The sequence below is a fragment of the Enterobacter cloacae complex sp. EB5 genome (assembly GCF_031432835.1).
Taxonomy (GTDB): Bacteria; Pseudomonadota; Gammaproteobacteria; order Enterobacterales; family Enterobacteriaceae; genus Enterobacter; species Enterobacter hormaechei_C.
Genome location: NZ_CP133860.1, coordinates 4,165,227 through 4,188,026 on the forward strand (window position 1 = coordinate 4,165,227; position 22,800 = coordinate 4,188,026).

The window sequence follows — 22,800 nt, forward strand, 5'->3', positions numbered from 1 at the left end:
TGCGTAAAACAGCGCTCTTCTTGCAGAAACCCCCGTAATAGCGGGGATGTAAAGCTGGCATTACCTTTGCATTAACAAATTAACCATTTTCGACGATGCGCCAACGGCGGTGCATGCGTCTTCGGGATAAAGGCGTCCAGCGGTGCTTCAGCACCGTCGGGCGCTTTTTTTTGCCTTTTTTCAGGAGCAATTATGGCGGATTTGTCGAGACGGCGGTTATTGCAGGCCAGCATGCTGGCGAGTGGTGCGATGCTGTTGCCGGGTGTCATGCAGGCCGCATGGGCGGCGGGGTCAGATAAGCCGGAGCAGGATACCGTACGTATCGGGTTTATCCCCCTGACCGATTGCGCGCCCGTGGTTATCGCGGCTCTGAAAGGGTTCGATAAAAAACACGGCATTACCATTGTGCCGACCAAAGAGGCGAGCTGGGCGGCGGTGCGCGACAAGCTGGTGGCGGGTGAACTGGACGCTGCACACATTCTTTACGGCCTGCTGTACGGTCTGGAGCTGGGTATCGCGGGCAAGCCGCAGCAGATGGCGAACCTGATGACCCTCAACCAGAACGGACAGGCCATTACGCTCTCCAGCGATCTGGCGGAGAAGGGCGTTCGTGACCTCAACGGGCTGAAAAAACTGATTGGGCAGCAGGCGCCGGGAACCTACACCTTCGCGCATACCTTCCCGACGGGGACGCACGCCATGTGGCTCTACTACTGGCTGGCCAGCGCGGGCATCAATCCCTTTGACGACGTCCGCACCGTGGTGGTGCCGCCGCCGCAGATGGTGATGAACATGCGCATTGGCAACATGGTCGGGTTTTGCGTCGGCGAGCCGTGGAACGCGCGGGCGATTAACGACCGCATCGGGTTTACCGCCGCCACGTCGCAGTCCATCTGGGCCGATCACCCGGAAAAGATCCTCGGCACCCGACGCGACTGGGTGGCGAAAAATCCGCACACCGCACGGGCGCTGGTGAGCGCCGTGATGGAAGCCGCGCGCTGGATCGAGGCGTCAGCGGAAAACAAACGCGAAACCGCGCAGATCCTCTCGCGCCGCGCCTGGCTCAACTGCAAGGAACAGTATCTCACCGGACGTATGCTCGGCGAGTACGACAACGGGGTCGGTCAGCGCTGGCAGGATGCGCACCCGATCCGTTTCTTCAACGAGGGAGCCGTGAGCTACCCGTATCTCTCCGACGGGATGTGGTTCTTAACCCAGTTCCGCCGCTGGGGCTTGCTCAACGCCGCGCCGGATTACGCGGGTATTGCACAGCGCATTAACCAGACCGCGGTCTGGCAGGAGGCCGCGACCGCCGTGGGCGGCATGTCCACACCGTCATCACCGTATCGCAGCAGCACCCTGATGGACGGCACCGTCTGGAACGGCACCGATCCGGAAGGGTACGCCAACCGCTTCGCCATTCACCGTAAAGGGGCCTGAGTATGCAGCATCTGCAAAATACAAAACCACAAGAGACGTCAGAGAGCGGGGAAGTGATTGTCCTGCCTCCGCTACAGGTTCGCCGTCGTGCGCCAGCCTTTACGCGCCGGATGAATGACTTTTTACAGCGCGTCATCCCGGCGCTGCTCGGTCTCGGCCTGCTGGTGCTGCTCTGGCAGCTGGCGGCGATAAACAGTAAAGGCTTTCCGACGCCGCTCAGCACGCTTGATTCGGCCATGACCCTGTTTGCCGATCCGTTTTATCGCGACGGGCCAAACGATATGGGCATTGGCTGGAACGTGCTGGTGTCGTTGCAGCGCGTCGCCATCGGCTTTGGTCTGGCGGCGCTGGCGGGCATTCCGCTGGGCTTTTTGATTGGCCGCTTCACCTTTTTCTCCCGCATGTTCAACCCGCTGATCGCGCTCCTGCGTCCTGTCAGCCCGCTGGCCTGGCTGCCTATCGGCCTGCTGCTGTTCCAGAAGGCGGAGCCTGCATCGAGCTGGACCATTTTTATCTGCTCCATCTGGCCGATGGTCATTAATACAGCCGAAGGGGTGCGCCGTATTCCGCAGGACTACCTCAACGTAGCCCGGGTGCTGCAACTCTCCGAGTGGACCATCATGCGCCGCATTCTTTTCCCCGCCGTGCTGCCTGCGGTGCTCACCGGGGTACGTCTCTCCATTGGCATTGCCTGGCTGGTGATTGTCGCCGCCGAGATGCTCACCGGAGGTTTAGGCATTGGCTTCTGGATCTGGAATGAGTGGAACAACCTCAACGTCGAAAACATTCTCATCGCCATCGTCATCATTGGCGTGGTCGGGTTGCTGCTGGAGCAGGGGCTGATGCTGATCGCCCGTCGCTTTAGCTGGCAGGAAAAATAAGGAGTGAAGATGAAACCGTTAATTCAGGTCCAGGCCGTGAGCCAGCGTTTTTCCACCGCCAGCGGCGAGTTTCTGGCGCTGCAAAACGTTTCTTTTGATATCCACGAGGGCGAAACCGTCAGTCTGATTGGTCACTCCGGCTGCGGCAAGTCGACGCTGTTAAACCTGATCGCCGGGATCACGCTGCCGACGGAAGGCGGGCTGATTTGCGATAACCGCGAAATCGCCGGGCCGGGGCCCGAGCGCGCGGTGGTGTTCCAGAACCATTCGCTGCTGCCGTGGCTGACCTGCTTCGACAACGTGGCGCTGGCGGTGGATCAGGTCTTCCGTCACACCATGAGTAAGGCCGAGCGCAAAGCGTGGATTGAACACAACCTCGACCGGGTGCAGATGGGCCACGCGCTGCATAAGCGCCCAGGGGAGATCTCCGGCGGCATGAAGCAGCGCGTCGGGATTGCCCGGGCGCTGGCAATGAAGCCGAAAGTGCTGCTGATGGATGAGCCGTTTGGCGCGCTCGATGCGCTGACGCGCGCCCATCTTCAGGACTCGGTAATGCAGATCCAGCAGGCGCTGAACACCACCATCGTGCTCATCACACACGACGTGGACGAGGCGGTACTGCTCTCTGACCGAGTACTGATGATGACCAACGGCCCGGCGGCCACCGTGGGTGAGATCCTGCGCGTCGATATGCCGCGCCCGCGCAACCGGGTGCAGCTGGCGGACGACAGCCGCTATCACCACATGCGCCAGCAGATCCTCCATTTCCTCTACGAAAAACAGCCGAAAGCGGCGTAATGAGGGGGCACGATGCGACTGGTCATTATCGGTAATGGTATGGCGGCAACCCGGCTGATTGCGTCGCTCACCGGGCGTGTTCCCGGTCGTTTCGCTGTCACCGTCATCGGTGACGAGCCGGAGCAGGCATACAACCGCATCCAGCTTTCGCCGGTGCTGGGTGGTGAAAAGCAGGCGGAGCACATCTGTCTGCACGATGAAGACTGGTACACGGCACGAGGCGTGAAGGTGCTGCGAGGAGAAAAGGCGCTCGCAGTAGACGTCAACGCGCGTGAAGTGCATACCTCTGCTCGCACGCTGGGCTGGGATGCGCTGGTTTTTGCCACCGGGTCTACCCCTGTCGTGCCGCCGATCCCCGGGGGCGATGCGCCGCATGTGTTCACCTTTCGCACCCTGGCAGAGACCCGCGCCATCCGGAATATCTCCGGACCGGCGGTAGTGCTGGGCGGCGGCGTACTCGGCGTGGAGGCCGCGGCAGCGCTGGCGCGACACGGTGACAACGTCACGCTCGTGCATCGCGGTCCGTGGCTGATGGAACAGCAGCTGGATCAGCAGGCGGGACTGCTGCTTGACGAGGCGCTGGCGGCGCGGGGCGTACGCTGTGAACTCGCCTCCGGCATCACCGCCATCGCTGACGATGCCGTGACGTTGCTCGACGGACGCCGCATCGCCGCCACGCGCGTGGTCATGGCCACAGGCGTGCAGCCCAACGTCGCGCTGGCAAAAGCCAGCGGCATTCGCTGCGCGCGCGGCATCGTGGTGGATCAGCAGATGCAAACCTCCGTGCCGGATATCTACGCCATCGGCGAGTGCTGCGAAATTGACGGCCAGACGTTTGGCCTGGTCGCCCCCTGTCTGGCGCAGGCGGATATTCTTGCCGCGCGGCTGGCCGGGGAGAACACCGCGTCGTTTACCCTGACCGACAATGGCGTGCGCCTTAAGGTGACCGGTGTGGCGCTGTTCAGCCTCGGACGCGCGACGGCGCAGGCGGACGATGTGGTCTGGAGTTCATGGGACCCGCTGACCCGTCACTATCGACGTTTACTCATCCATCAGGGGGCGCTGGCTGGCGTGCTGCTGATGGGTGACTGCCGCAGCGCGGCAACCTTTACCGATTTACTGGCAACGGCTGCGCCCGCCCACGCGGACTGGCTGTTCGATCGTTTCACAACGCAACCGCAGGTTGCAGGACAGAACGCTATGACAAAACCTACTCTGGTGGTGGTTGGGCACGGTATGGTCGGCCATCATTTCCTCGAAGACTGCGTTAACCGCAATTTGCATCAGCAATATCAGATTATTGTTTTTGGCGAAGAGCGCTATGCGGCCTATGACCGCGTGCATCTGTCGGAATATTTTGGCGGACGCAGCGCGGACTCGCTCTCGCTGGTGGCGGGGGAGTTCTTTGCCGATAACGGCATTGAGCTGCGCCTCTCGCAGCAGATCGTCGCTATCGATCGTGATGCACACGTAGTGCGTACCGCCAGCGGCCATGAGATCCACTGGGACAAGCTGGTGCTGGCGACCGGATCGTACCCGTTCGTACCGCCCGTTCCGGGCAACGATCTGCCGGGGTGTTTTGTCTACCGCACCCTCGACGATCTGGACAACATTGCGGCCCATGCGGCAGGCTCGCGTCGTGGCGTGGTGATTGGCGGCGGCCTGCTGGGGCTGGAGGCGGCAAATGCGCTTAAGCAGCTCGGGCTGGAAACTCACGTGGTGGAGTTTGCGCCAAATCTGATGGCGGTGCAGCTCGACAGCGACGGCGCGGCAATGCTGCGCAAGAAAATTGAGGCGCTGGGCGTAGGGGTGCACACCAGTAAATCGACGACGGAGATTGCCACCGCAGACGACGGGCTGGTGCTGCGCTTTGCCGATGGCGAGCAGCTGGAAACGGACATGGTGGTCTTCTCTGCCGGTATTCGGCCGCAGGACGCGCTGGCGCGCAGCAGCGGGCTGGCTGTCGGCGAGCGCGGCGGGATCTGCATTGACGACGGCTGCCGGACCTCCGATCCGGACGTGATTGCCATCGGCGAATGCGCGCTGTGGGAGGGGAAAATCTTTGGCCTGGTGGCACCAGGCTACCAGATGGCGCGCGTGGCCGCCGCTGTGCTGGCGGGTGAGGAGAAGCGCTTCACCGGCGCAGATATGAGTACCAAACTCAAGTTGCTGGGCGTGGATGTGGCGTCGTTTGGCGATGCCCACGGGCGCACGCCGGGGGCGCTGAGCTACCAGTGGACGCACGGGCCGCAGCAAATCTACAAAAAAATTGTGGTCAGCCACGACAGCAAAACCCTGCTGGGTGGCGTGCTGGTGGGCGATGCCAGCGAATACGCCACGCTGGTGCAGATGATGCTCAACGGCATCAGCCTGCCAAAAGAGCCGGAAACGCTGATCTTACCCGCGTCGTCAGGCAGCGCGCCGAAAGCGCTGGGCGTGGCGGCGCTGCCGGAAAGCGCACAGATCTGTTCGTGTCATAACGTCAGCAAAGGGGATATCTGCCAGGCGGTAAGCGCGGGCGCAACGGATATCGGCGCCATTAAGCAGTGCACCAAAGCGGCGACCGGCTGCGGAGGCTGTAGCGCGCTGGTGAAGCAGGTGATGGAGTTCCAGCTTGCGGCGCAGGGCGTGGAGGTGAAAAAGGATATCTGCGAACACTTCCCGTACTCGCGTCAGGAGATTTACCACCTGGTGCGCGTCAACCATATCCGCACCTTCGACCAGCTTATCAGCCGCTACGGTCAGGGGCACGGGTGCGAGATCTGTAAACCGCTGGTGGGATCGGTATTGGCATCCTGCTGGAACGAGTATCTGCTGAAACCGGCACATCTGCCGTTGCAGGACACCAACGACCGCTATTTCGCCAATATTCAGAAAGACGGAACCTACTCCATCGTCCCGCGGATGCCTGCGGGTGAAGTGACCGCCGACGGGCTGATCGCCATCGGCCAGATCGCGAAACGCTATAGCCTTTACAGCAAAATTACCGGCGGGCAGCGTATTGACCTGTTTGGCGCCACGCTCGAACAGTTGCCGGAAATCTGGCAGGCGCTGGTGGAGGCCGGGTTTGAGACCGGACATGCTTACGGGAAATCCCTGCGCACGGTGAAATCCTGCGTCGGGTCGACCTGGTGCCGCTACGGCGTGCAGGATTCCACCGGCCTCGCGGTCAGGCTGGAGCACCGCTACAAGGGGCTGCGCGCGCCGCACAAAATCAAAATGGCGGTCTCCGGCTGTACCCGTGAGTGCGCAGAGGCGCAGAGCAAAGACGTGGGGGTGATTGCCACGGACAAAGGCTGGAACCTCTATCTGTGCGGCAACGGCGGGATGAAGCCGCGCCATGCGGACCTCTTCGCCAGCGATCTGGACGACGAAACGCTGATCCGCACCGTTGACCGTTTCCTGATGTTCTACATTCGCACGGCAGATCGTCTGCAACGCACCAGTACCTGGATGGATAACCTGGAAGGCGGCCTCGACTATCTGCGCGAGGTGATCCTCAACGACAGCCTGGGGATCGTCCACGAGCTGGAGCAGGAGATGGCCCGGGTGGTGGAGACCTACCAGTGCGAATGGCAAACCACCCTTAACGATCCTGACCGCCTGGCGCTGTTCCGCACCGCGGTGAATGTCCCCGCCGCGGAGGAGAACAAGCGCTGGCAGGAAATTTGTAATATCGACGAGATCCCGGAGCAGGCGGGCATTGGCGCGCATCTTGGGCGCAAACCGATTGCGCTGTTCCGCTTTGGCAAAACCGTTTATGCCCTCGACGATCGGGAGCCGGGCAGCCGCGCGAACGTGCTTTCACGCGGCATTCTCGGTGATGCGGCGGGGGAACCGGTGGTGATCTCGCCGCTCTACAAGCAACGTATTCGTCTGCGCGACGGGTGTCAGGCTGAGAGCGGGGCGCCTGCGGTGCGTGCCTGGCCGGTAAAAATCGAAAACGGCAAGGTGTGGGTTGGAAATGAAGAGCTGGTGATGCGCGCGGAGGCCTCATGACGGAAACCCGGACAACGTGCCCTTACTGCGGGGTGGGCTGCGGCGTGGTCGCCAGCGCAGACGGTGAAAAGGTGAGCATTCGGGGGGATGAAACTCATCCGGCGAATTTCGGTCGTCTGTGCGTAAAAGGATCTGCCCTCGGGGAAACCACGGGGCTACAGGGACGCCTGCTGCGCCCGGTTGTCGATGGCCGGGAGGTGGCATGGCCGCAGGCGCTGGGCGAAGCGGGCGAGCGGCTGCGGAACATCATCAACGAATGGGGGCCGCAGGCGGTGGCGTTTTATGCCTCCGGCCAGCTGTTGACCGAGGATTACTATGCCGCCAACAAGCTGATGAAAGGCTTTATCGGGGCGGCGAACATTGATACCAACTCGCGGCTGTGCATGTCGTCGGCGGTGGTGGGCTACAAGCGCGCCTTCGGTGAAGACGTGGTGCCGTGCAGCTACGAGGACGTGGAAAACAGCGATCTGGTGGTACTCGTTGGCTCAAACGCGGCCTGGACGCATCCGGTGCTGTATCAGCGGCTGGTGCAGGCAAAACACAACAATCCGCAGATGAAAGTGGTCGTGATCGATCCGCGTAAAACCGCCACCTGCGATATCGCCGATCTCCACCTCGCGCTCAGGCCCGGCAGCGACGCCGGGCTGTTTGTGGGGTTGCTCAATCTGATCCAGGGGCGCGGCGAGTGGCCGATCCCTCGCGTGGCGGCGTTTTGCGATCTGCCTTCAGATGAAATTGGCACCTTCTACGACTGGTTTGTCACTGCGCCACGCGCGATCACGCTCTACACCATGGGGATTAACCAGTCCTCCAGCGGCAGCGACAAGTGCAACGCCATCATTAACGTGCATCTTACCAGCGGGAAGTTCAACCGTCCGGGCTGCGGCCCGTTTTCACTGACCGGACAGCCAAATGCCATGGGCGGGCGGGAAGTGGGCGGGCTGGCGAACCAGCTTGCGGCGCACATGAACTTCGAGCCGGACGATCTCTCGCGCGTGGCGCGTTTCTGGGGAACGGAACGGCTGGCGCAGACCCCGGGCCTGATGGCGGTGGAACTGTTTGACGCTATTGCCCGCGGCGAGGTGAAGGCGGTGTGGATCATGGGCACCAACCCTGCTGTGTCACTTCCCGACAGCCACGCGGTGTGCCAGGCTCTGGCGGCCTGCCCGCTGGTCATGGTATCTGAGGTGATGCAGGAGACGGACACCAGCCGGTTTGCCCATATCCGTTTTCCCGCCCTGGGCTGGGGCGAGAAAAACGGCACGGTGACCAATTCTGAACGCCGTATCTCCCGCCAGCGCGCCTTTCTGCCTGCGCCGGGCGAGGCCAGACCGGACTGGTGGATCATCGCCCGGATCGCAGAGCAGCTCGGTTATGGCGATGCCTTCGCCTGGGAACACCCTCAGGAGATATTTTGTGAGCATGCGGCGCTGACGGCGTTTGAAAATAACGGCCAACGGGCGCTAAACCTGCGCGAACTGGCGTCGCTGACGCGAGAGGCGTGGGACGCGCTGGCGCCGTATCAGTGGCATGCCGGTGAGTTCCCGCAACGAACGCTTGTTCCGGTTGACCCGTCCCCGCATGGGGCCAGCGTCGACGAATTGTACCCCTTGATACTGAACACCGGGCGGATCCGCGATCAGTGGCACACCATGACGCGCACGGGGTATGTTCCGCGCCTGATGCAGCATATCGATGAGCCTTTTGTTGAGATGAACGCAACCGATGCGGCGCGCGCCGGGCTGACTGACGGCCAGCTGGCGCGGGTAAGCTCCCCGCGCGGAGTGATGGTTGCCAGAGTACGTATCTCCACCGCGCAGCGTGCGGGCGAGCTGTTTGCGCCGATGCACTGGAACGCGCAATTTGCCAGGCAGGGAAAGGTCAACGCGCTGGTGGAAGGGCGGGTTGATGCCGGGTCAGGCCAGCCGGAGAGTAAACAAACCGCGGTGAGGATCCTGCCCTGGCTACCGGCCTGGCAGGGGGAACTGTATGCCCGGGAGCTGCCAGCGCTGCCGCCGTCGGTCTGCTGGTGGCGTAAAGCCTCACGGCTGACGGTGGCGGCGGAGCAGCCGTTACTGTCGTGGGTCATGGCGTACGCCAGCGGTCGGGGCTGGCAGTTACAGGTGGCACAAACGGGAGAACGCAGCAGCGTGCTCGCCTGGCATCACGGCGAGCTGATGCTGGGCTACTGGGAGGGCCATACGCTGCCAGCGCTGGCGCATGCGTTTATTGAAGAAGCCTTTGCTGCTGCGCCCGTACCACTCGCTGAACGCCATGCGCTGCTGCACGGACAACGGCCGGGCGAAGATGCCAATCCCGGGCGAATTATCTGTAGCTGCTTTAGCGTGGGTGAAAATACGATACGTAAGGCGATAGCCGGAGGCTGTGATTCTGCCGCAGCGCTGGGCGTGAAGCTGCGTTGCGGTACGAACTGCGGCTCCTGCGTGCCGGAGCTGAAAGGGCTGTTGGGATAGTGTAAGGGCGTCGGGTGGCGGCTTTGCACTGGTACGAATTTGTAGATCGGATAAGGGGAAGCCGCCACCCGACGAATCTTTTCAGGATATTCCTGAAATTTCTGTTAAGACTGGTTTTCAGGGCTTATGGCGTTAACATAATAAGTGTTTGTTCATAAACACAGGTTCTGATTGACGACGTTGAAGGCTGTATCGTCCCGCATCCGTTTTTTGCTGTTACTCCCCCTTTTTACGGCTGGAGCCGTTCACGGTGCGCCGAAATCCTTCGTGCAGCAGGCGCAAAATCCGTTTGATAATAACGGCGATAGCCTGCCGGATCTCGGTATGGCGCAACCGACCAGCGAAGGCGAAAAGCATCTGGCTGAAATGGCAAAGGCCTTCGGTGAAGCCAGTATGACCGATAACGGCCTGACGGCCGGGCAGCAGGCGCGACAGTTCGCGTTTGGCAAGGTGCGGGATGTCGTCAGCGGGGAAGTCAACGAGCAGATTGAATCCTGGCTTTCACCCTGGGGAAACGCCAATGTCAATGTGCTGGTGGATGACGACGGCAACTTTAACGGCAGCAGCGGAAGCTGGTTTATCCCCTGGAACGACAACACCCGTTATCTGAGCTGGAGCCAGCTTGGTCTGACGCAGCAGACAGACGGGCTGGTGAGCAACGTCGGGATCGGGCAGCGCTGGGTTGCCGGAAACTGGCTGCTGGGCTACAACACCTTTTACGACAACCTGCTGGAAGACAACCTGCAACGTGCCGGGCTGGGCGCAGAGGCGTGGGGCGAAAACCTGCGCCTGTCGGCCAATTACTACCAGCCGTTCGCTGGCTGGCAGCCGCGTTCCGACATCCGCGAGCAGCGCATGGCGCGCGGGTACGACGTGACGGCCAAAGCCTGGCTTCCCTGGTTTCATCACCTGAACACCAGCGTCAGCTTTGAACAGTATTTTGGCGATAACGTCGATCTGTTTAACAGCGGTACGGGGTATCACAACCCGGTTGCGGTCAACCTGGGGCTGAACTATACCCCCGTTCCGCTGGTCACCCTGACGGCTGCCCATAAGCAGGGGGAGAGCGGCGTTAGCCAGAATAACCTCGGGCTGAAGCTCAACTATCGTTTTGGCGTGCCGCTGGCGAAACAGCTTTCCGCCGGGGAAGTGGCGGCGACGCGCTCGCTGCGGGGCAGTCGCTATGATTCACCTGAGCGCGATAATCTGCCCGTGATGGAATTTCGTCAGCGCAAAACCCTCTCGGTATATCTTGCCACGCCGCCGTGGGATCTTAAGCCAGGCGAAACGGTGATGCTTAAGCTGCAAATTCGCAGCAAGCACGGTATCCGGCAGATCCACTGGCTGGGTGATACCCAGGCGCTCAGCCTGACCTCACCGGCAAACGGCAACAGCAGCGATGGCTGGAGTGTGATCATGCCTGCATGGGATGATTCAGAAGGGGCGAAAAACGCATGGCGGCTTACGGCCGTGGTGGAAGATAAGGATGGGCAGCGTGTCTCCTCCAATGAGATCACGCTTTCCGTGGTGCAACCGCTCGTCGCAATGCCTGCCGACGATCCACGGTGGAAGTTGCTGCCGGATGAGTAAGTTAAAAAATGCGCTCCTGATGCACCCAGACGGCGGCTTCGACGCGGGATTTTAACTTCATTTTTTTCAGCATGTGTTTGACATGCACTTTGACCGTGCTCTCGGTGATGTCCAGACGGCGGGCGATCATTTTGTTCGGCAGCCCCTGGGCAATCAGCTTCAGAATGTCACGCTCGCGCGGGGTCAACTGGCTGACGTCGCGGTCAGACGTGGCGCGGTTCGCACGCAGGCTGGCGGCCAGTACCGGCGTTAACGCTTCACTCAGCACCATCTCGCCTGCGGCAGCCTGTTGCAGCGCCTTGAGCAGATCTTCCGGCTCCATATCTTTCAGCAGATAGCCGTCTGCCCCTCGCTTGAGGGCGGTGACCACGTCTTCTTCATGGTTTGAGACGCTGAAGACCACCACCCGGCCAGAGAGGGATTTCTCCCGCAGCTTGTCGAGGGTTTCCAGGCCATTCATGCCCGGCATGTTGAGATCGAGCAAGATCAAATCAGGATCGAGCGATTCGGCAAGTTCAATACCCTGTTCGCCGTTACTGGCTTCCCCGACGACGGTGATATCTGGCGCCATGCTGACAAGCTGTTTAACGCCAGTGCGCAGCATCGGATGATCGTCAATCAACAGGATAGATGCCGGTTCCTGATTAGTCATGGTTTTCTCCTTGAGCAGTTATGAGGGGCTTTTCGGGTATAAAGGTGACCACAACTTCGGTGCCACCTGACTCTCCCCGGCGAACCTGGCAATCACCGCGCAGGCTTTGCGCGCGGTCTCGCATGATAATTAAACCATAGTGGTTCGTTCGTTCGGCATTTTCCGGCACGCCGCGGCCGTTATCCTGAACCCTTAGCTTCACCTGATTATCCTGGCAGCTGACGGTGACCGTGACGGCCGTCGCCTCGGCATGCTTGAGCACATTGCTCAGGGCTTCACGGGCAATTTGCAGCAAATGGATCGCCTGATGAGAGGGCACAAAACGCGGTGGCAGCTGGTAATCCAGCTTCACCGGGAAGCCCAGCCGGGCACTAAACTCCTGACAGCTGGATTCCAGCGCAGGGCGCAGCCCCGGCTCGGTGAGCTGCAAACGGAAGGTGGTCAGCAGCTCGCGAAGCTGAACCCACGAGGTGTTAAGCTCGTTGCGGATCTGACTGAGCAGCTGTTTGCTGCTCTCGGGCATGCCTTCATCCTGCATTTGCAGGCAGCTCACCTGCATCTTCATGCAGGAGAGGGACTGGGCGATGGAGTCGTGCAGCTCGCGGGCGATGGTGGCACGCTCCTCCATCACGATCAGCTGCTGCTGTTTCTCCTGGTGGCGGTCGAGCGCCAGCGTGGCCGTGAGCTGCTCAACAAGCGTATCGACCAGCTGCTGCTGATCGTGGCTCAGGTGACGTCCGGCGGGCAGGGTGGCCAGCAAAATACCGTACTGGGTATGGCTGTCCATCAGCCGCCACTTGAGGGTCGTGCCGCTGGTGGTAAGCGGCGGCAAGCCGCGCGGGCACAGATGACACCCTTTATCGTCGCAGGAGATGTCCGACTGACAGGTAAATTCCTGATGGTTTTCCTCATCTTCAACGTCGTAAACCCGAAGCTCAAGATCGCGGAGCAGAGTCAGATTTTGCAGGCCGTTCAGTACCGGCGAGAGACGTTCGCAAAGCGGGACCTGCATATGCAGACGACGGTTCGCCTGCCAGAGGAAAGAGAGGATCTCGTTTTTCTGCTCAAGCCCGGCGGTTTTCTCCTGGACGCGTTGTTCCAGTACCGCATAGCTTTCTGATAGCTCTGCCGACATGGTATTGAGCGCCTCGCCGAGCATCGCCATTTCGTTGCGCCCGCTGATGTGCGTGCGCTGGGTAAAATCGCGCTGTGTGACGGCGCGGGCCATCGCCAGGAGCTGTTTCCAGGGGTTTAGCAACCGCGCGCGCAGCCAGATAACCGTGAAAATCAGCAGCAAACCCATAAACAGGGCCATTGCGCGGTGAACCATCACCACACGGTCAATGCGTAACTCCGTGGTGCGATCGAATGAGGAGACAAGACGATCGATGCGTGATACAAACCCGGCGACATCCCGGGCGACCGTTTCCCGGTCTTCCGCCCGCTTTAATCCTGGCTCCAGCTGGGTATGCCAGTAGCCCTGAAGCGCCTTAAGCTGAGATTGCTGACCGTCACGGATGGCGGCTCTTTCCAGTTCAGGGCTGAATGCGGTACGCTCCATTTCGTCGATAAGCGGTTGGTCAGCCTGCGTCAGCGGCACCGACGCCAGCAGCCGGTAACTCTGCATACGTAGCGAGCCTGCCTCGTTGATGGCATGCGCGTTACCCTGTACACCCTGTACAAGCCAGCCAGAAATAGCCATGCCGGTCACGCCGATAGCGGTGGACAGCAGAACAATAAGCGCCAGCTGGTTAACCAGCGTCAGCGGAGATAAACATCTTTTTAACATAGAGTTGCCGGGCTCCTGACGTGACCTGATTGCAGGAATGGCGCTATTCTGGTGCATACCCTGGAGTATACCCATACCAATAAAGGATTACCTCTAAATTGCCAGAGGGGTAACGGTTAGTGGGTGGACGAAGCAGGGATGCGTCAGCACCGTGAAAAACCACACCTTTTTTACGTTTTGCATCTACTCATTAAGAGTGATGGCTTTTTTTTCGCCGCAAAACCTCCCACTTTTCCTTTGATTTATATCAACTTACCGCCGCCCTAAAGCCCTAATGTTTGCAGCATCATTCGAGAATCAGAGGTGTCTATGAGTCACTCTTCCGCTCCCGAAAGGGAAACTGGTGCCGTTATTACAGACTGGCGTCCAGAGGATCCGGCGTTCTGGCAACAGCGCGGCCACCGTGTAGCAAGTCGTAATCTGTGGATTTCCGTTCCATGTCTGTTACTGGCGTTTTGCGTCTGGATGTTGTTCAGTGCGGTTGCGGTTAACCTGCCAAAAGTGGGCTTTACCTTTACCACCGATCAGCTGTTTATGTTGACCGCGTTGCCGTCGCTTTCAGGCGCACTGCTGCGCGTTCCTTATGCGTTTATGGTGCCGGTATTTGGTGGTCGTCGCTGGACGGCTTTCAGTACCGGGATCATGATCGTACCGTGCGTGTGGCTCGGTTTTGCGGTGCAGGATACCTCCACACCGTTTAGCGTGTTCGTGATTATCTCTCTGCTGTGCGGTTTTGCGGGGGCAAACTTTGCATCCAGTATGGCAAACATCAGCTTCTTCTTCCCGAAAGCGAAGCAGGGCGGTGCGCTGGGCATTAACGGCGGCCTGGGTAACATGGGCGTGAGCGTGATGCAGCTGATTGCTCCGCTGGCGATCTCTGTCTCCATCTTTGCGGCCTTTGGCGGCGGCGGTGTGACGCAGCCCGACGGTTCCGTGCTGTTCCTGCAAAACGCCTCCTGGATTTGGGTACCGTTCCTGGTGGTCTTTACCCTGGCGGCGTGGTTCTTCATGAACGATCTGTCCGCGTCCAAAGCGTCACTGAGCGAGCAGCTGCCGGTGCTGAAGCGTGGCCACCTGTGGGTGATGGCGCTGCTGTATCTGGCGACCTTCGGCTCGTTCATCGGTTTCTCCGCAGGCTTTGCCATGCTGTCTAAAACCCAGTTCCCGGACGTGCAGATCCTTCAGTTTGCCTTCTTCGGTCCGTTTATTGGCGCGCTGGCACGTTCGCTGGGCGGGATGATCTCCGACCGTCTGGGCGGCACGCGCGTTACGCTGGTGAACTTTATTGTGATGGCCATCTTCTGTGCGCTGCTGTTCCTGACGCTGCCTGCGGGTGGTGAGGGGGGTAACTTCTTTGCCTTCTTCGGTGTCTTCATGGTGCTGTTCCTGACCGCCGGGCTGGGCAGTGCGTCTACTTTCCAGATGATCTCTGTCATCTTCCGCAAGCTGACCATGGACCGCGTGAAAGCGCAGGGCGGGAGCGACGAGCAGGCAATGCGTGAAGCTGCCACCGATACCGCTGCGGCGCTTGGGTTTATCTCTGCGATTGGCGCGATTGGCGGCTTCTTTATTCCAAAAGCGTTCGGTATCTCACTGGATCTGACCGGCTCTCCGGCGGGTGCGATGAAGGTATTCCTCGTCTTCTATATCGCCTGCGTGGTCATCACCTGGCTGGTATATGGCCGTAATACCAAGAAAAACAAGTAAGCTTGATTATCCGTTTGCGCGGCCTGAGTGCCGCGCTTTTTTTAAATACTAAATAGTTACAACATACTAATAGCGTTACCCGTGGTCACCCGCAGGTAACGCTGTGATCGTCATCGCTTTACAGGTGTGTCTACCCCTTAATACCTAAGATGTTAAATTTTGCCTAGACTATTGTACGATAAATAAAATATATCTATATAAATCATAAAGTTAAAAAATATTAACGGATACCGCTTTAGTGGTATTTGATCTAATACCCCCCTTCAGAGTCCCCCTTCGTCTTGATCGTTATCAATTCTCACCATCTTTCATAGCGTTACCTTCGCTGCAAATCAGCAATGTCGATTTAGAGAGCCACAGGCTCCACACAGGAGATACCCGATGAGCAAATTTTTGGACCGGTTTCGCTACTTCAAACAGAAGGGTGAAACTTTTGCCGATGGGCACGGCCAGGTTCTGGATACCAACCGGGACTGGGAAGACGGTTACCGTCAACGCTGGCAGCATGACAAAGTTGTCCGTTCTACCCACGGCGTAAACTGCACTGGCTCATGTAGCTGGAAGATTTTCGTTAAAAACGGTCTGGTGACCTGGGAAATGCAGCAGACCGATTATCCGCGTACCCGTCCGGATATGCCGAACCACGAGCCGCGCGGCTGCCCGCGTGGTGCCAGCTACTCCTGGTATCTCTACAGCGCCAACCGTCTGAAATACCCGCTGATGCGTAAACGCCTGATGAAAATGTGGCGTGAAGCGAAAGCGCAGCACAGCGATCCGGTTGATGCCTGGGCCTCCATCATTGAAGATGCCGACAAAGCGAAAAGCTTCAAGCAGGCGCGTGGTCGCGGTGGTTTCGTTCGTTCTTCCTGGAAAGAGGTGAACGAGCTGATTGCGGCTTCCAACGTCTACACAGTGAAAACCTACGGTCCTGACCGTGTGGCAGGCTTCTCGCCAATCCCGGCGATGTCGATGGTCTCTTACGCCTCCGGCGCGCGCTACCTGTCACTCATCGGTGGTACCTGCCTGAGCTTCTACGACTGGTACTGCGACCTGCCGCCAGCGTCGCCTCAGACCTGGGGCGAGCAGACCGACGTGCCGGAGTCCGCTGACTGGTACAACTCCAGCTACATCATCGCCTGGGGCTCTAACGTTCCGCAGACCCGTACCCCGGATGCGCACTTCTTTACTGAAGTACGTTACAAAGGGACCAAAACCGTCGCCGTGACCCCGGATTACGCCGAAATCGCCAAACTGTGCGACCTGTGGCTGGCGCCGAAACAGGGTACCGATGCCGCAATGGCGCTGGCGATGGGCCACGTCATGCTGCGTGAGTTCCACCTCGACAAGCCAAGCCAGTACTTCACTGATTACGTCCGTCGCTACACCGACATGCCTATGCTGGTGATGCTCGAAGAGCGTGACGGCTATTACGCCGCAGGCCGTATGCTGCGTGCTGCGGATCTGGTGGACGCGCTGGGTCAGGAAAACAACCCGGAGTGGAAAACGGTCGCCTGCAACAGCAACGGCGAGCTGGTGGCGCCAAACGGTTCTATCGGCTTCCGCTGGGGCGAAAAAGGCAAATGGAACCTGGAGCAGCGTAACGGCACCACGGGTGAAGAGACGGAGCTGCGTCTCAGCATGCTGGGCAGCCAGGATGAGATCGCCGATGTCGGCTTCCCGTACTTTGGTGGTGAAGGTTCCGAGCACTTCAACAAGGTTGAGTTGCAAAACGTTCTGATGCACAAGCTGCCGGTGAAGCGCCTGCAACTGGCGGACGGTTCTACTGCTCTGGTCACTACCGTCTACGATCTGACCATGGCGAACTACGGCCTGGAGCGCGGCCTGAACGACGAAAACTGCGCGACCAGCTATGATGACGTGAAGGCTTATACCCCAGCCTGGGCGGAGCAGATCACCGGTGTGCCACGCGCCCAGATCACCCGTATCGCCCGCGAATTTGCGGAAAACGCCGACAAAACCCACGGTCGTTCCATGATCATCGTCGGTGCCGGTCTGAACCACTGGTATCACCTCGACATGAACTATCGCGGCCTGATCAACATGCTGATCTTCTGCGGCTGCGTCGGGCAGAGCGGCGGCGGCTGGGCGCACTACGTGGGCCAGGAAAAACTGCGTCCGCAGACCGGCTGGCAACCGCTGGCGTTTGCCCTTGACTGGCAGCGTCCGGCTCGTCACATGAACAGTACCTCCTACTTCTATAACCACTCCAGCCAGTGGCGCTACGAGACGGTCACCGCGCAGGAGCTGCTGTCGCCGATGGCGGATAAATCCCGCTACAGCGGCCACCTGATTGACTTCAACGTGCGCGCTGAGCGTATGGGCTGGCTGCCGTCTGCGCCGCAGCTGGGCACGAACCCGCTGCGCATTGCGGAAGCGGCGAAGCAGGCGGGCATGTCACCGGTGGACTACACCGTTAAATCACTTAAAGACGGCTCAATCCGCTTCGCGGCAGAACAGCCGGAGAACGGTAAAAACCATCCGCGTAACCTGTTTATCTGGCGCTCTAACCTGCTGGGTTCGTCCGGTAAAGGCCACGAGTACATGCTGAAATACCTGCTCGGTACCGAAAATGGTATTCAGGGTAAAGATCTCGGCAAGCAGGGCGGCGTGAAGCCGGAAGAGGTGGAGTGGAAAGACAACGGTCTCGACGGCAAGCTGGATCTGGTGGTAACGCTGGACTTCCGTCTGTCCAGTACCTGCCTGTATTCCGACATCGTGCTGCCTACTGCCACCTGGTACGAAAAAGACGATATGAATACGTCGGATATGCATCCGTTTATTCATCCGCTGTCTGCGGCCGTTGACCCGGCGTGGGAATCAAAAAGCGACTGGGAAATTTACAAAGACATCGCGAAGAAATTCTCCGAAGTCTGTGTAGGGCACCTGGGCAAAGAGACCGACGTGGTGACGCTGCCCATCCAGCACGACTCCGCTGCCGAACTGGCGCAGCCGCTGGACGTGAAGGACTGGAAAAAAGGCGAGTGCGACCTGATCCCGGGCGTGACCGCGCCGCACATTATTCCGGTTGAACGCGATTACCCGGCAACCTACGAGCGCTTTACCTCTATCGGCCCGCTGATGGAGAAGATCGGTAACGGCGGTAAAGGCATCGCCTGGAACACCCAGAGCGAAATGGACCTGCTGCGCAAGCTCAATTACACCAAGGCGGACGGCCCGGCAAAAGGCCAGCCAATGCTGAACACAGCAATTGATGCGGCGGAAATGATCCTGACCCTGGCACCGGAAACCAACGGCCACGTTGCCGTGAAAGCCTGGGCGGCGCTGAGTGAATTTACTGGTCGTGACCATACGCACCTGGCGACGAATAAAGAGGAAGAGAAAATCCGCTTCCGCGATATTCAGGCCCAGCCGCGCAAGATTATCTCCAGCCCGACCTGGTCAGGCCTCGAAGATGAGCATGTGTCTTACAACGCCGGTTATACCAACGTTCACGAGCTGATCCCATGGCGCACCCTGTCTGGTCGTCAGTCGCTCTATCAGGATCACCAGTGGATGCGCGACTTCGGGGAAAGCCTGCTGGTTTACCGTCCGCCAATCGACACCCGCTCCGTGAAAGCGGTGATGGGCGCGAAATCGAACGGTAACCCGGAGAAGGCGCTGAACTTCCTGACGCCGCACCAGAAGTGGGGTATCCACTCCACCTATAGCGACAACCTGCTGATGCTGACGCTGTCGCGCGGGGGGCCAATCGTCTGGATGAGCGAAGCGGACGCCAAAGATCTGGGTATCGAAGATAACGACTGGATCGAAGTGTTTAACAGCAACGGCGCCCTGACGGCACGTGCGGTGGTGAGCCAGCGCGTACCGGCCGGGATGACCATGATGTACCACGCGCAGGAACGTATCGTGAACCTGCCGGGGTCAGAGATCACCGAGCAGCGTGGTGGTATTCACAACTCCGTGACCCGTATTACGCCGAAGCCAACCCACATGATCGGTGGCTATGCCCAGCTGGCCTACGGCTTTAACTACTACGGCACCGTAGGATCGAACCGCGATGAGTTCGTGGTGGTACGTAAGATGAAGAATATTAACTGGTTAGACGGCGAAGGTAATGACCAGGTACAGGAGAGCGTAAAATGAAAATTCGTTCACAAGTCGGCATGGTGCTGAATCTGGATAAATGCATCGGCTGTCATACCTGCTCAGTCACCTGTAAAAACGTCTGGACCAGCCGTGAAGGTATGGAGTACGCCTGGTTCAACAACGTGGAAAGTAAGCCGGGCACCGGCTTCCCGACCGACTGGGAAAACCAGGAGAAGTGGAAGGGCGGCTGGATCCGTAAAATCAACGGCAAACTGCAACCGCGCATGGGTAACCGTGCCATGCTGCTGGGTAAAATCTTCGCTAACCCGCATCTGCCGGGCATTGATGATTACTACGAGCCGTTTGATTACGACTATCAGAACCTGCACAACGCGCCGGAAAGCAAACACCAGCCGATCGCCCGTCCTCGCTCGCTGATCACCGGCCAGCGCATGGACAAAATTACCAGCGGTCCAAACTGGGAAGAGATTCTGGGCGGCGAGTTCGAAAAACGCGCCAAAGACCAGAACTTCGAGAACATGCAGAAGGCGATGTACGGCCAGTTCGAAAACACCTTCATGATGTACCTGCCGCGCCTGTGCGAACACTGCCTTAACCCGGCGTGCGTGGCGACCTGCCCAAGCGGCGCCATCTACAAGCGTGAAGAGGACGGCATTGTGCTGATCGACCAGGACAAGTGCCGCGGCTGGCGTATGTGCATCACCGGCTGCCCGTACAAAAAAATCTACTTCAACTGGAAGAGCGGTAAGTCTGAGAAGTGCATCTTCTGCTATCCGCGTATCGAAGCCGGTATGCCGACCGTCTGCTCAGAGAGCTGCGTAGGTCGTATCCGCTACCTCGGCGTGCTGCTGTACGACGCGGACGCGATTGAAAATGCCGCAAGCACCGAGCACGAGAAAGATCTGTATCAGCGTCAGCTGGACGTCTTCCTCGATCCGAACGATCCGAAGGTGATTGAGCAGGCGCTGAAAGACGGTATTCCGCAGAGCGTGATTGACGCCGCACAGCAGTCTCCGGTGTACAAGATGGCGATGGACTGGAAGCTGGCCCTGCCGCTGCACCCGGAATACCGCACGCTGCCGATGGTCTGGTACGTGCCGCCGCTGTCTCCAATTCAGTCTGCGGCGGACGCGGGTGAACTGGGCAGCAACGGCATTCTGCCGGACGTGGAAAGCCTGCGTATCCCGGTTCAGTATCTGGCTAACCTGCTCACCGCAGGGGATACCCAGCCGGTACTGCTCGCGCTGAAACGTATGCTGGCGATGCGTCACTTCAAACGTGCGGAAACCGTTGACGGCGTTAACGATACCCGCGCGCTGGAGGAGGTTGGTCTGACCGAAGCGCAGGCGCAGGAGATGTACCGCTATCTGGCAATCGCTAACTACGAAGATCGTTTCGTGGTGCCGAGCAGCCACCGTGAACTGGCTCGCGAGGCCTTCCCGGAGAAAAGTGGGTGTGGCTTTACCTTTGGCGACGGTTGCCACGGGTCAGACAGCAAATTCAACCTGTTCAACAGCCGCCGCATTGACGCGATGGATGTGACCAGCAAAACGGAGCCGCACCAATGATTGAACTTGTCATTGTTTCGCGTCTGCTCGAGTACCCTGATGCTGCGCTTGTGCAGCATCAACAGGAACTCTTTGATGCACTCGCGTCATCTGAAAACCTGGATAAAGAGGATGCCCAGAAGCTGGGCATTTTCCTCCGCGACCTGCTGGCGCGCGAGCTTCTTGATGCGCAGGCGGACTACAGCCAGCTGTTTGATCGCGGCCGTGCAACGTCTCTGCTGCTGTTCGAACACGTTCACGGTGAATCCCGCGACCGTGGTCAGGCGATGGTGGATCTGATGGCCCAGTACGAGCAGCACGGTTTGCAACTCGACAGCCGCGAGCTGCCGGATCACCTGCCGCTGTATCTGGAATATCTGGCACAGTTGCCGAAAGAGGAAGCGCTGGGCGGGTTACAGGACATTGCTCCTATTCTGGCGTTGCTCGGCGCGCGTCTCCAGCAACGTGAGAGCAGCTATGCAGTCCTGTTCGATCTGCTGGTGAAACTGGCTAACGCCTCGGTTGACAGTCAAAAAGTGGCGGAAAAAATCGCGGATGAAGCCCGGGACGATACCCCACAAGCACTGGATGCCGTCTGGGAAGAAGAGCAGGTGAAATTCTTTGCTGACCAGAGCTGTGGCGAATCTGAAATCTCCGCGCATCAGCGTCGTTTTGCCGGAGCGGTGGCTCCGCAATATTTGAATATCTCTAACGGAGGACAGCACTAATGCACTTCCTGAATATGTTCTTCTTTGACATTTACCCGTATATCGCGGGCACCGTATTCCTGGTGGGAAGCTGGCTGCGTTATGACTATGGCCAGTACACCTGGCGTGCTGCCTCCAGCCAGATGCTGGATCGTAAAGGGATGAACCTGGCGTCAAACCTGTTCCACATCGGGATTTTGGGGATTTTCGCCGGTCACTTCCTGGGGATGCTGACCCCGCACTGGATGTACGAAGCGTGGCTGCCGATTGACGTGAAGCAGAAGATGGCGATGATTGCCGGCGGCGCCTGCGGCGTGATGACCCTGGTGGGTGGTCTGTTGCTGCTGAAACGCCGTCTGTTCAGCCCACGCGTGCGGGCTACCACGACCGGAGCGGACATCCTGATCCTCTCCCTGCTGATGGTGCAGTGTGCGCTTGGTCTGCTGACTATTCCATTCTCTGCGCAGCATATGGACGGCAGCGAGATGATGAAGCTGGTGGGATGGGCGCAGTCTGTCGTGACCTTCCGCGGGGGCGCCTCTGAGCATCTGGACGGCGTGGCGTTTATCTTCCGCGTTCACCTGGTGCTGGGTATGACCCTCTTTGTGCTGTTCCCGTTCTCTCGCCTGGTGCACATCTGGAGTGCGCCGGTGGAGTATCTGACGCGCAAATATCAGATTGTGCGTGCTCGTCGCTGATTCGCTGTATTAATACAACCCCGCATTTGCGGGGTTTTTTTTGTCCCCGATCCAGGATTTCGTGCGGATGCCGGGTGGCGGCTGCGCCTTACCCGGCCTACAGACCCTATTTGTAGCCCCGGTAAGCGAAGCGCCACCGGGGAAAACAGGCAGGGAAGGATTACTCCCGGCATCGAGAAATATGGTGCATTGTGCTTGAATGAGTGCTTAAGAATCTGGAAGTGATGGTGGTGGGGGAAGGATTCGAACCTTCGAAGTCGATGACGGCAGATTTACAGTCTGCTCCCTTTGGCCGCTCGGGAACCCCACCAGGGGTAATTCATATTTTGAGGTAAAGCTGGAGATGGTGGTGGGGGAAGGATTCGAACCTTCGAAGTCGATGACGGCAGATTTACAGTCTGCTCCCTTTGGCCGCTCGGGAACCCCACC

Annotated in this window: 13 protein-coding genes and 2 tRNA genes; 11 read left to right on the forward strand and 4 right to left on the reverse strand. The window is 59.1% G+C overall.

The window, feature by feature from the left end:
• The first annotated feature begins 192 nt into the window (after positions 1-192).
• The 6 genes from RHN82_RS20070 (at position 193) to RHN82_RS20095 (ending at position 11,182) form a co-directional block, all read left to right on the forward strand.
• The gene (locus tag RHN82_RS20070; RefSeq protein WP_047051586.1) at positions 193-1,440 is read left to right on the forward strand and encodes a CmpA/NrtA family ABC transporter substrate-binding protein; all 1,248 of its coding nucleotides are present in this window, start codon (positions 193-195) and stop codon (positions 1,438-1,440) included.
• A 2-nt stretch (positions 1,441-1,442) separates the two neighbouring features.
• Positions 1,443-2,321: a nitrate ABC transporter permease gene (ntrB, locus tag RHN82_RS20075; RefSeq protein WP_047051585.1), complete on the forward strand. Its 879-nt coding sequence runs from the start codon at positions 1,443-1,445 to the stop codon at positions 2,319-2,321.
• 9 nt (positions 2,322-2,330) lie between these two features.
• Positions 2,331-3,119 (forward strand): ABC transporter ATP-binding protein, encoded by a 789-nt coding sequence (locus RHN82_RS20080; protein ID WP_047051584.1) that lies wholly within the window; start codon positions 2,331-2,333, stop codon positions 3,117-3,119.
• A 12-nt stretch (positions 3,120-3,131) separates the two neighbouring features.
• Positions 3,132-7,118: a nitrite reductase large subunit NirB gene (gene nirB, locus RHN82_RS20085; protein ID WP_072190032.1), complete on the forward strand. Its 3,987-nt coding sequence runs from the start codon at positions 3,132-3,134 to the stop codon at positions 7,116-7,118.
• Positions 7,115-9,592, forward strand: a complete 2,478-nt coding sequence (locus RHN82_RS20090) for a nitrate reductase (protein WP_047051583.1) — start codon at positions 7,115-7,117, stop codon at positions 9,590-9,592. The genes nirB and RHN82_RS20090 overlap by 4 nt, the downstream gene beginning before the upstream one ends.
• A gap of 171 nt (positions 9,593-9,763) precedes the next feature.
• Positions 9,764-11,182 carry a YchO/YchP family invasin gene (locus RHN82_RS20095; protein ID WP_047051582.1) on the forward strand — a complete coding sequence of 473 codons (1,419 nt, stop codon included), beginning with the start codon at positions 9,764-9,766 and terminating at the stop codon, positions 11,180-11,182.
• 1 nt (position 11,183) lies between these two features.
• Here RHN82_RS20095 and narL read toward each other — a convergent pair whose 3' ends face one another.
• Positions 11,184-11,834, reverse strand: coding sequence for a two-component system response regulator NarL (narL, locus tag RHN82_RS20100; RefSeq protein ID WP_003856701.1), 651 nt, complete (start codon positions 11,832-11,834; stop codon positions 11,184-11,186).
• Complete coding sequence (gene narX / locus RHN82_RS20105) at positions 11,827-13,623, reverse strand: nitrate/nitrite two-component system sensor histidine kinase NarX (RefSeq protein ID WP_047051581.1); 1,797 nt, start codon at positions 13,621-13,623, stop codon at positions 11,827-11,829. The genes narL and narX overlap by 8 nt, the downstream gene beginning before the upstream one ends.
• A 309-nt stretch (positions 13,624-13,932) precedes the next feature.
• Here narX and RHN82_RS20110 point away from each other — a divergent pair, with 309 nt between their 5' ends.
• The 5 genes from RHN82_RS20110 (at position 13,933) to narI (ending at position 22,371) form a co-directional block, all read left to right on the forward strand.
• Positions 13,933-15,330: a NarK family nitrate/nitrite MFS transporter gene (locus tag RHN82_RS20110; RefSeq protein ID WP_047051580.1), complete on the forward strand. Its 1,398-nt coding sequence runs from the start codon at positions 13,933-13,935 to the stop codon at positions 15,328-15,330.
• 381 nt (positions 15,331-15,711) lie between these two features.
• Positions 15,712-19,455: a nitrate reductase subunit alpha gene (locus RHN82_RS20115; protein WP_047051579.1), complete on the forward strand. Its 3,744-nt coding sequence runs from the start codon at positions 15,712-15,714 to the stop codon at positions 19,453-19,455.
• The gene (gene narH / locus RHN82_RS20120) at positions 19,452-20,987 is read left to right on the forward strand and encodes a nitrate reductase subunit beta (RefSeq protein WP_047051577.1); all 1,536 of its coding nucleotides are present in this window, start codon (positions 19,452-19,454) and stop codon (positions 20,985-20,987) included. Before RHN82_RS20115 ends, narH begins: the two co-directional genes overlap by 4 nt.
• Complete coding sequence (gene narJ, locus RHN82_RS20125; protein WP_047051575.1) at positions 20,984-21,694, forward strand: nitrate reductase molybdenum cofactor assembly chaperone; 711 nt, start codon at positions 20,984-20,986, stop codon at positions 21,692-21,694. Before narH ends, narJ begins: the two co-directional genes overlap by 4 nt.
• Positions 21,694-22,371, forward strand: a complete 678-nt coding sequence (gene narI / locus RHN82_RS20130) for a respiratory nitrate reductase subunit gamma (protein ID WP_047051574.1) — start codon at positions 21,694-21,696, stop codon at positions 22,369-22,371. The genes narJ and narI overlap by 1 nt, the downstream gene beginning before the upstream one ends.
• A 225-nt stretch (positions 22,372-22,596) precedes the next feature.
• Here narI and RHN82_RS20135 read toward each other — a convergent pair.
• Positions 22,597-22,681, reverse strand: a tRNA-Tyr gene (locus RHN82_RS20135).
• A gap of 34 nt (positions 22,682-22,715) precedes the next feature.
• Positions 22,716-22,800 (reverse strand) — tRNA-Tyr (locus tag RHN82_RS20140).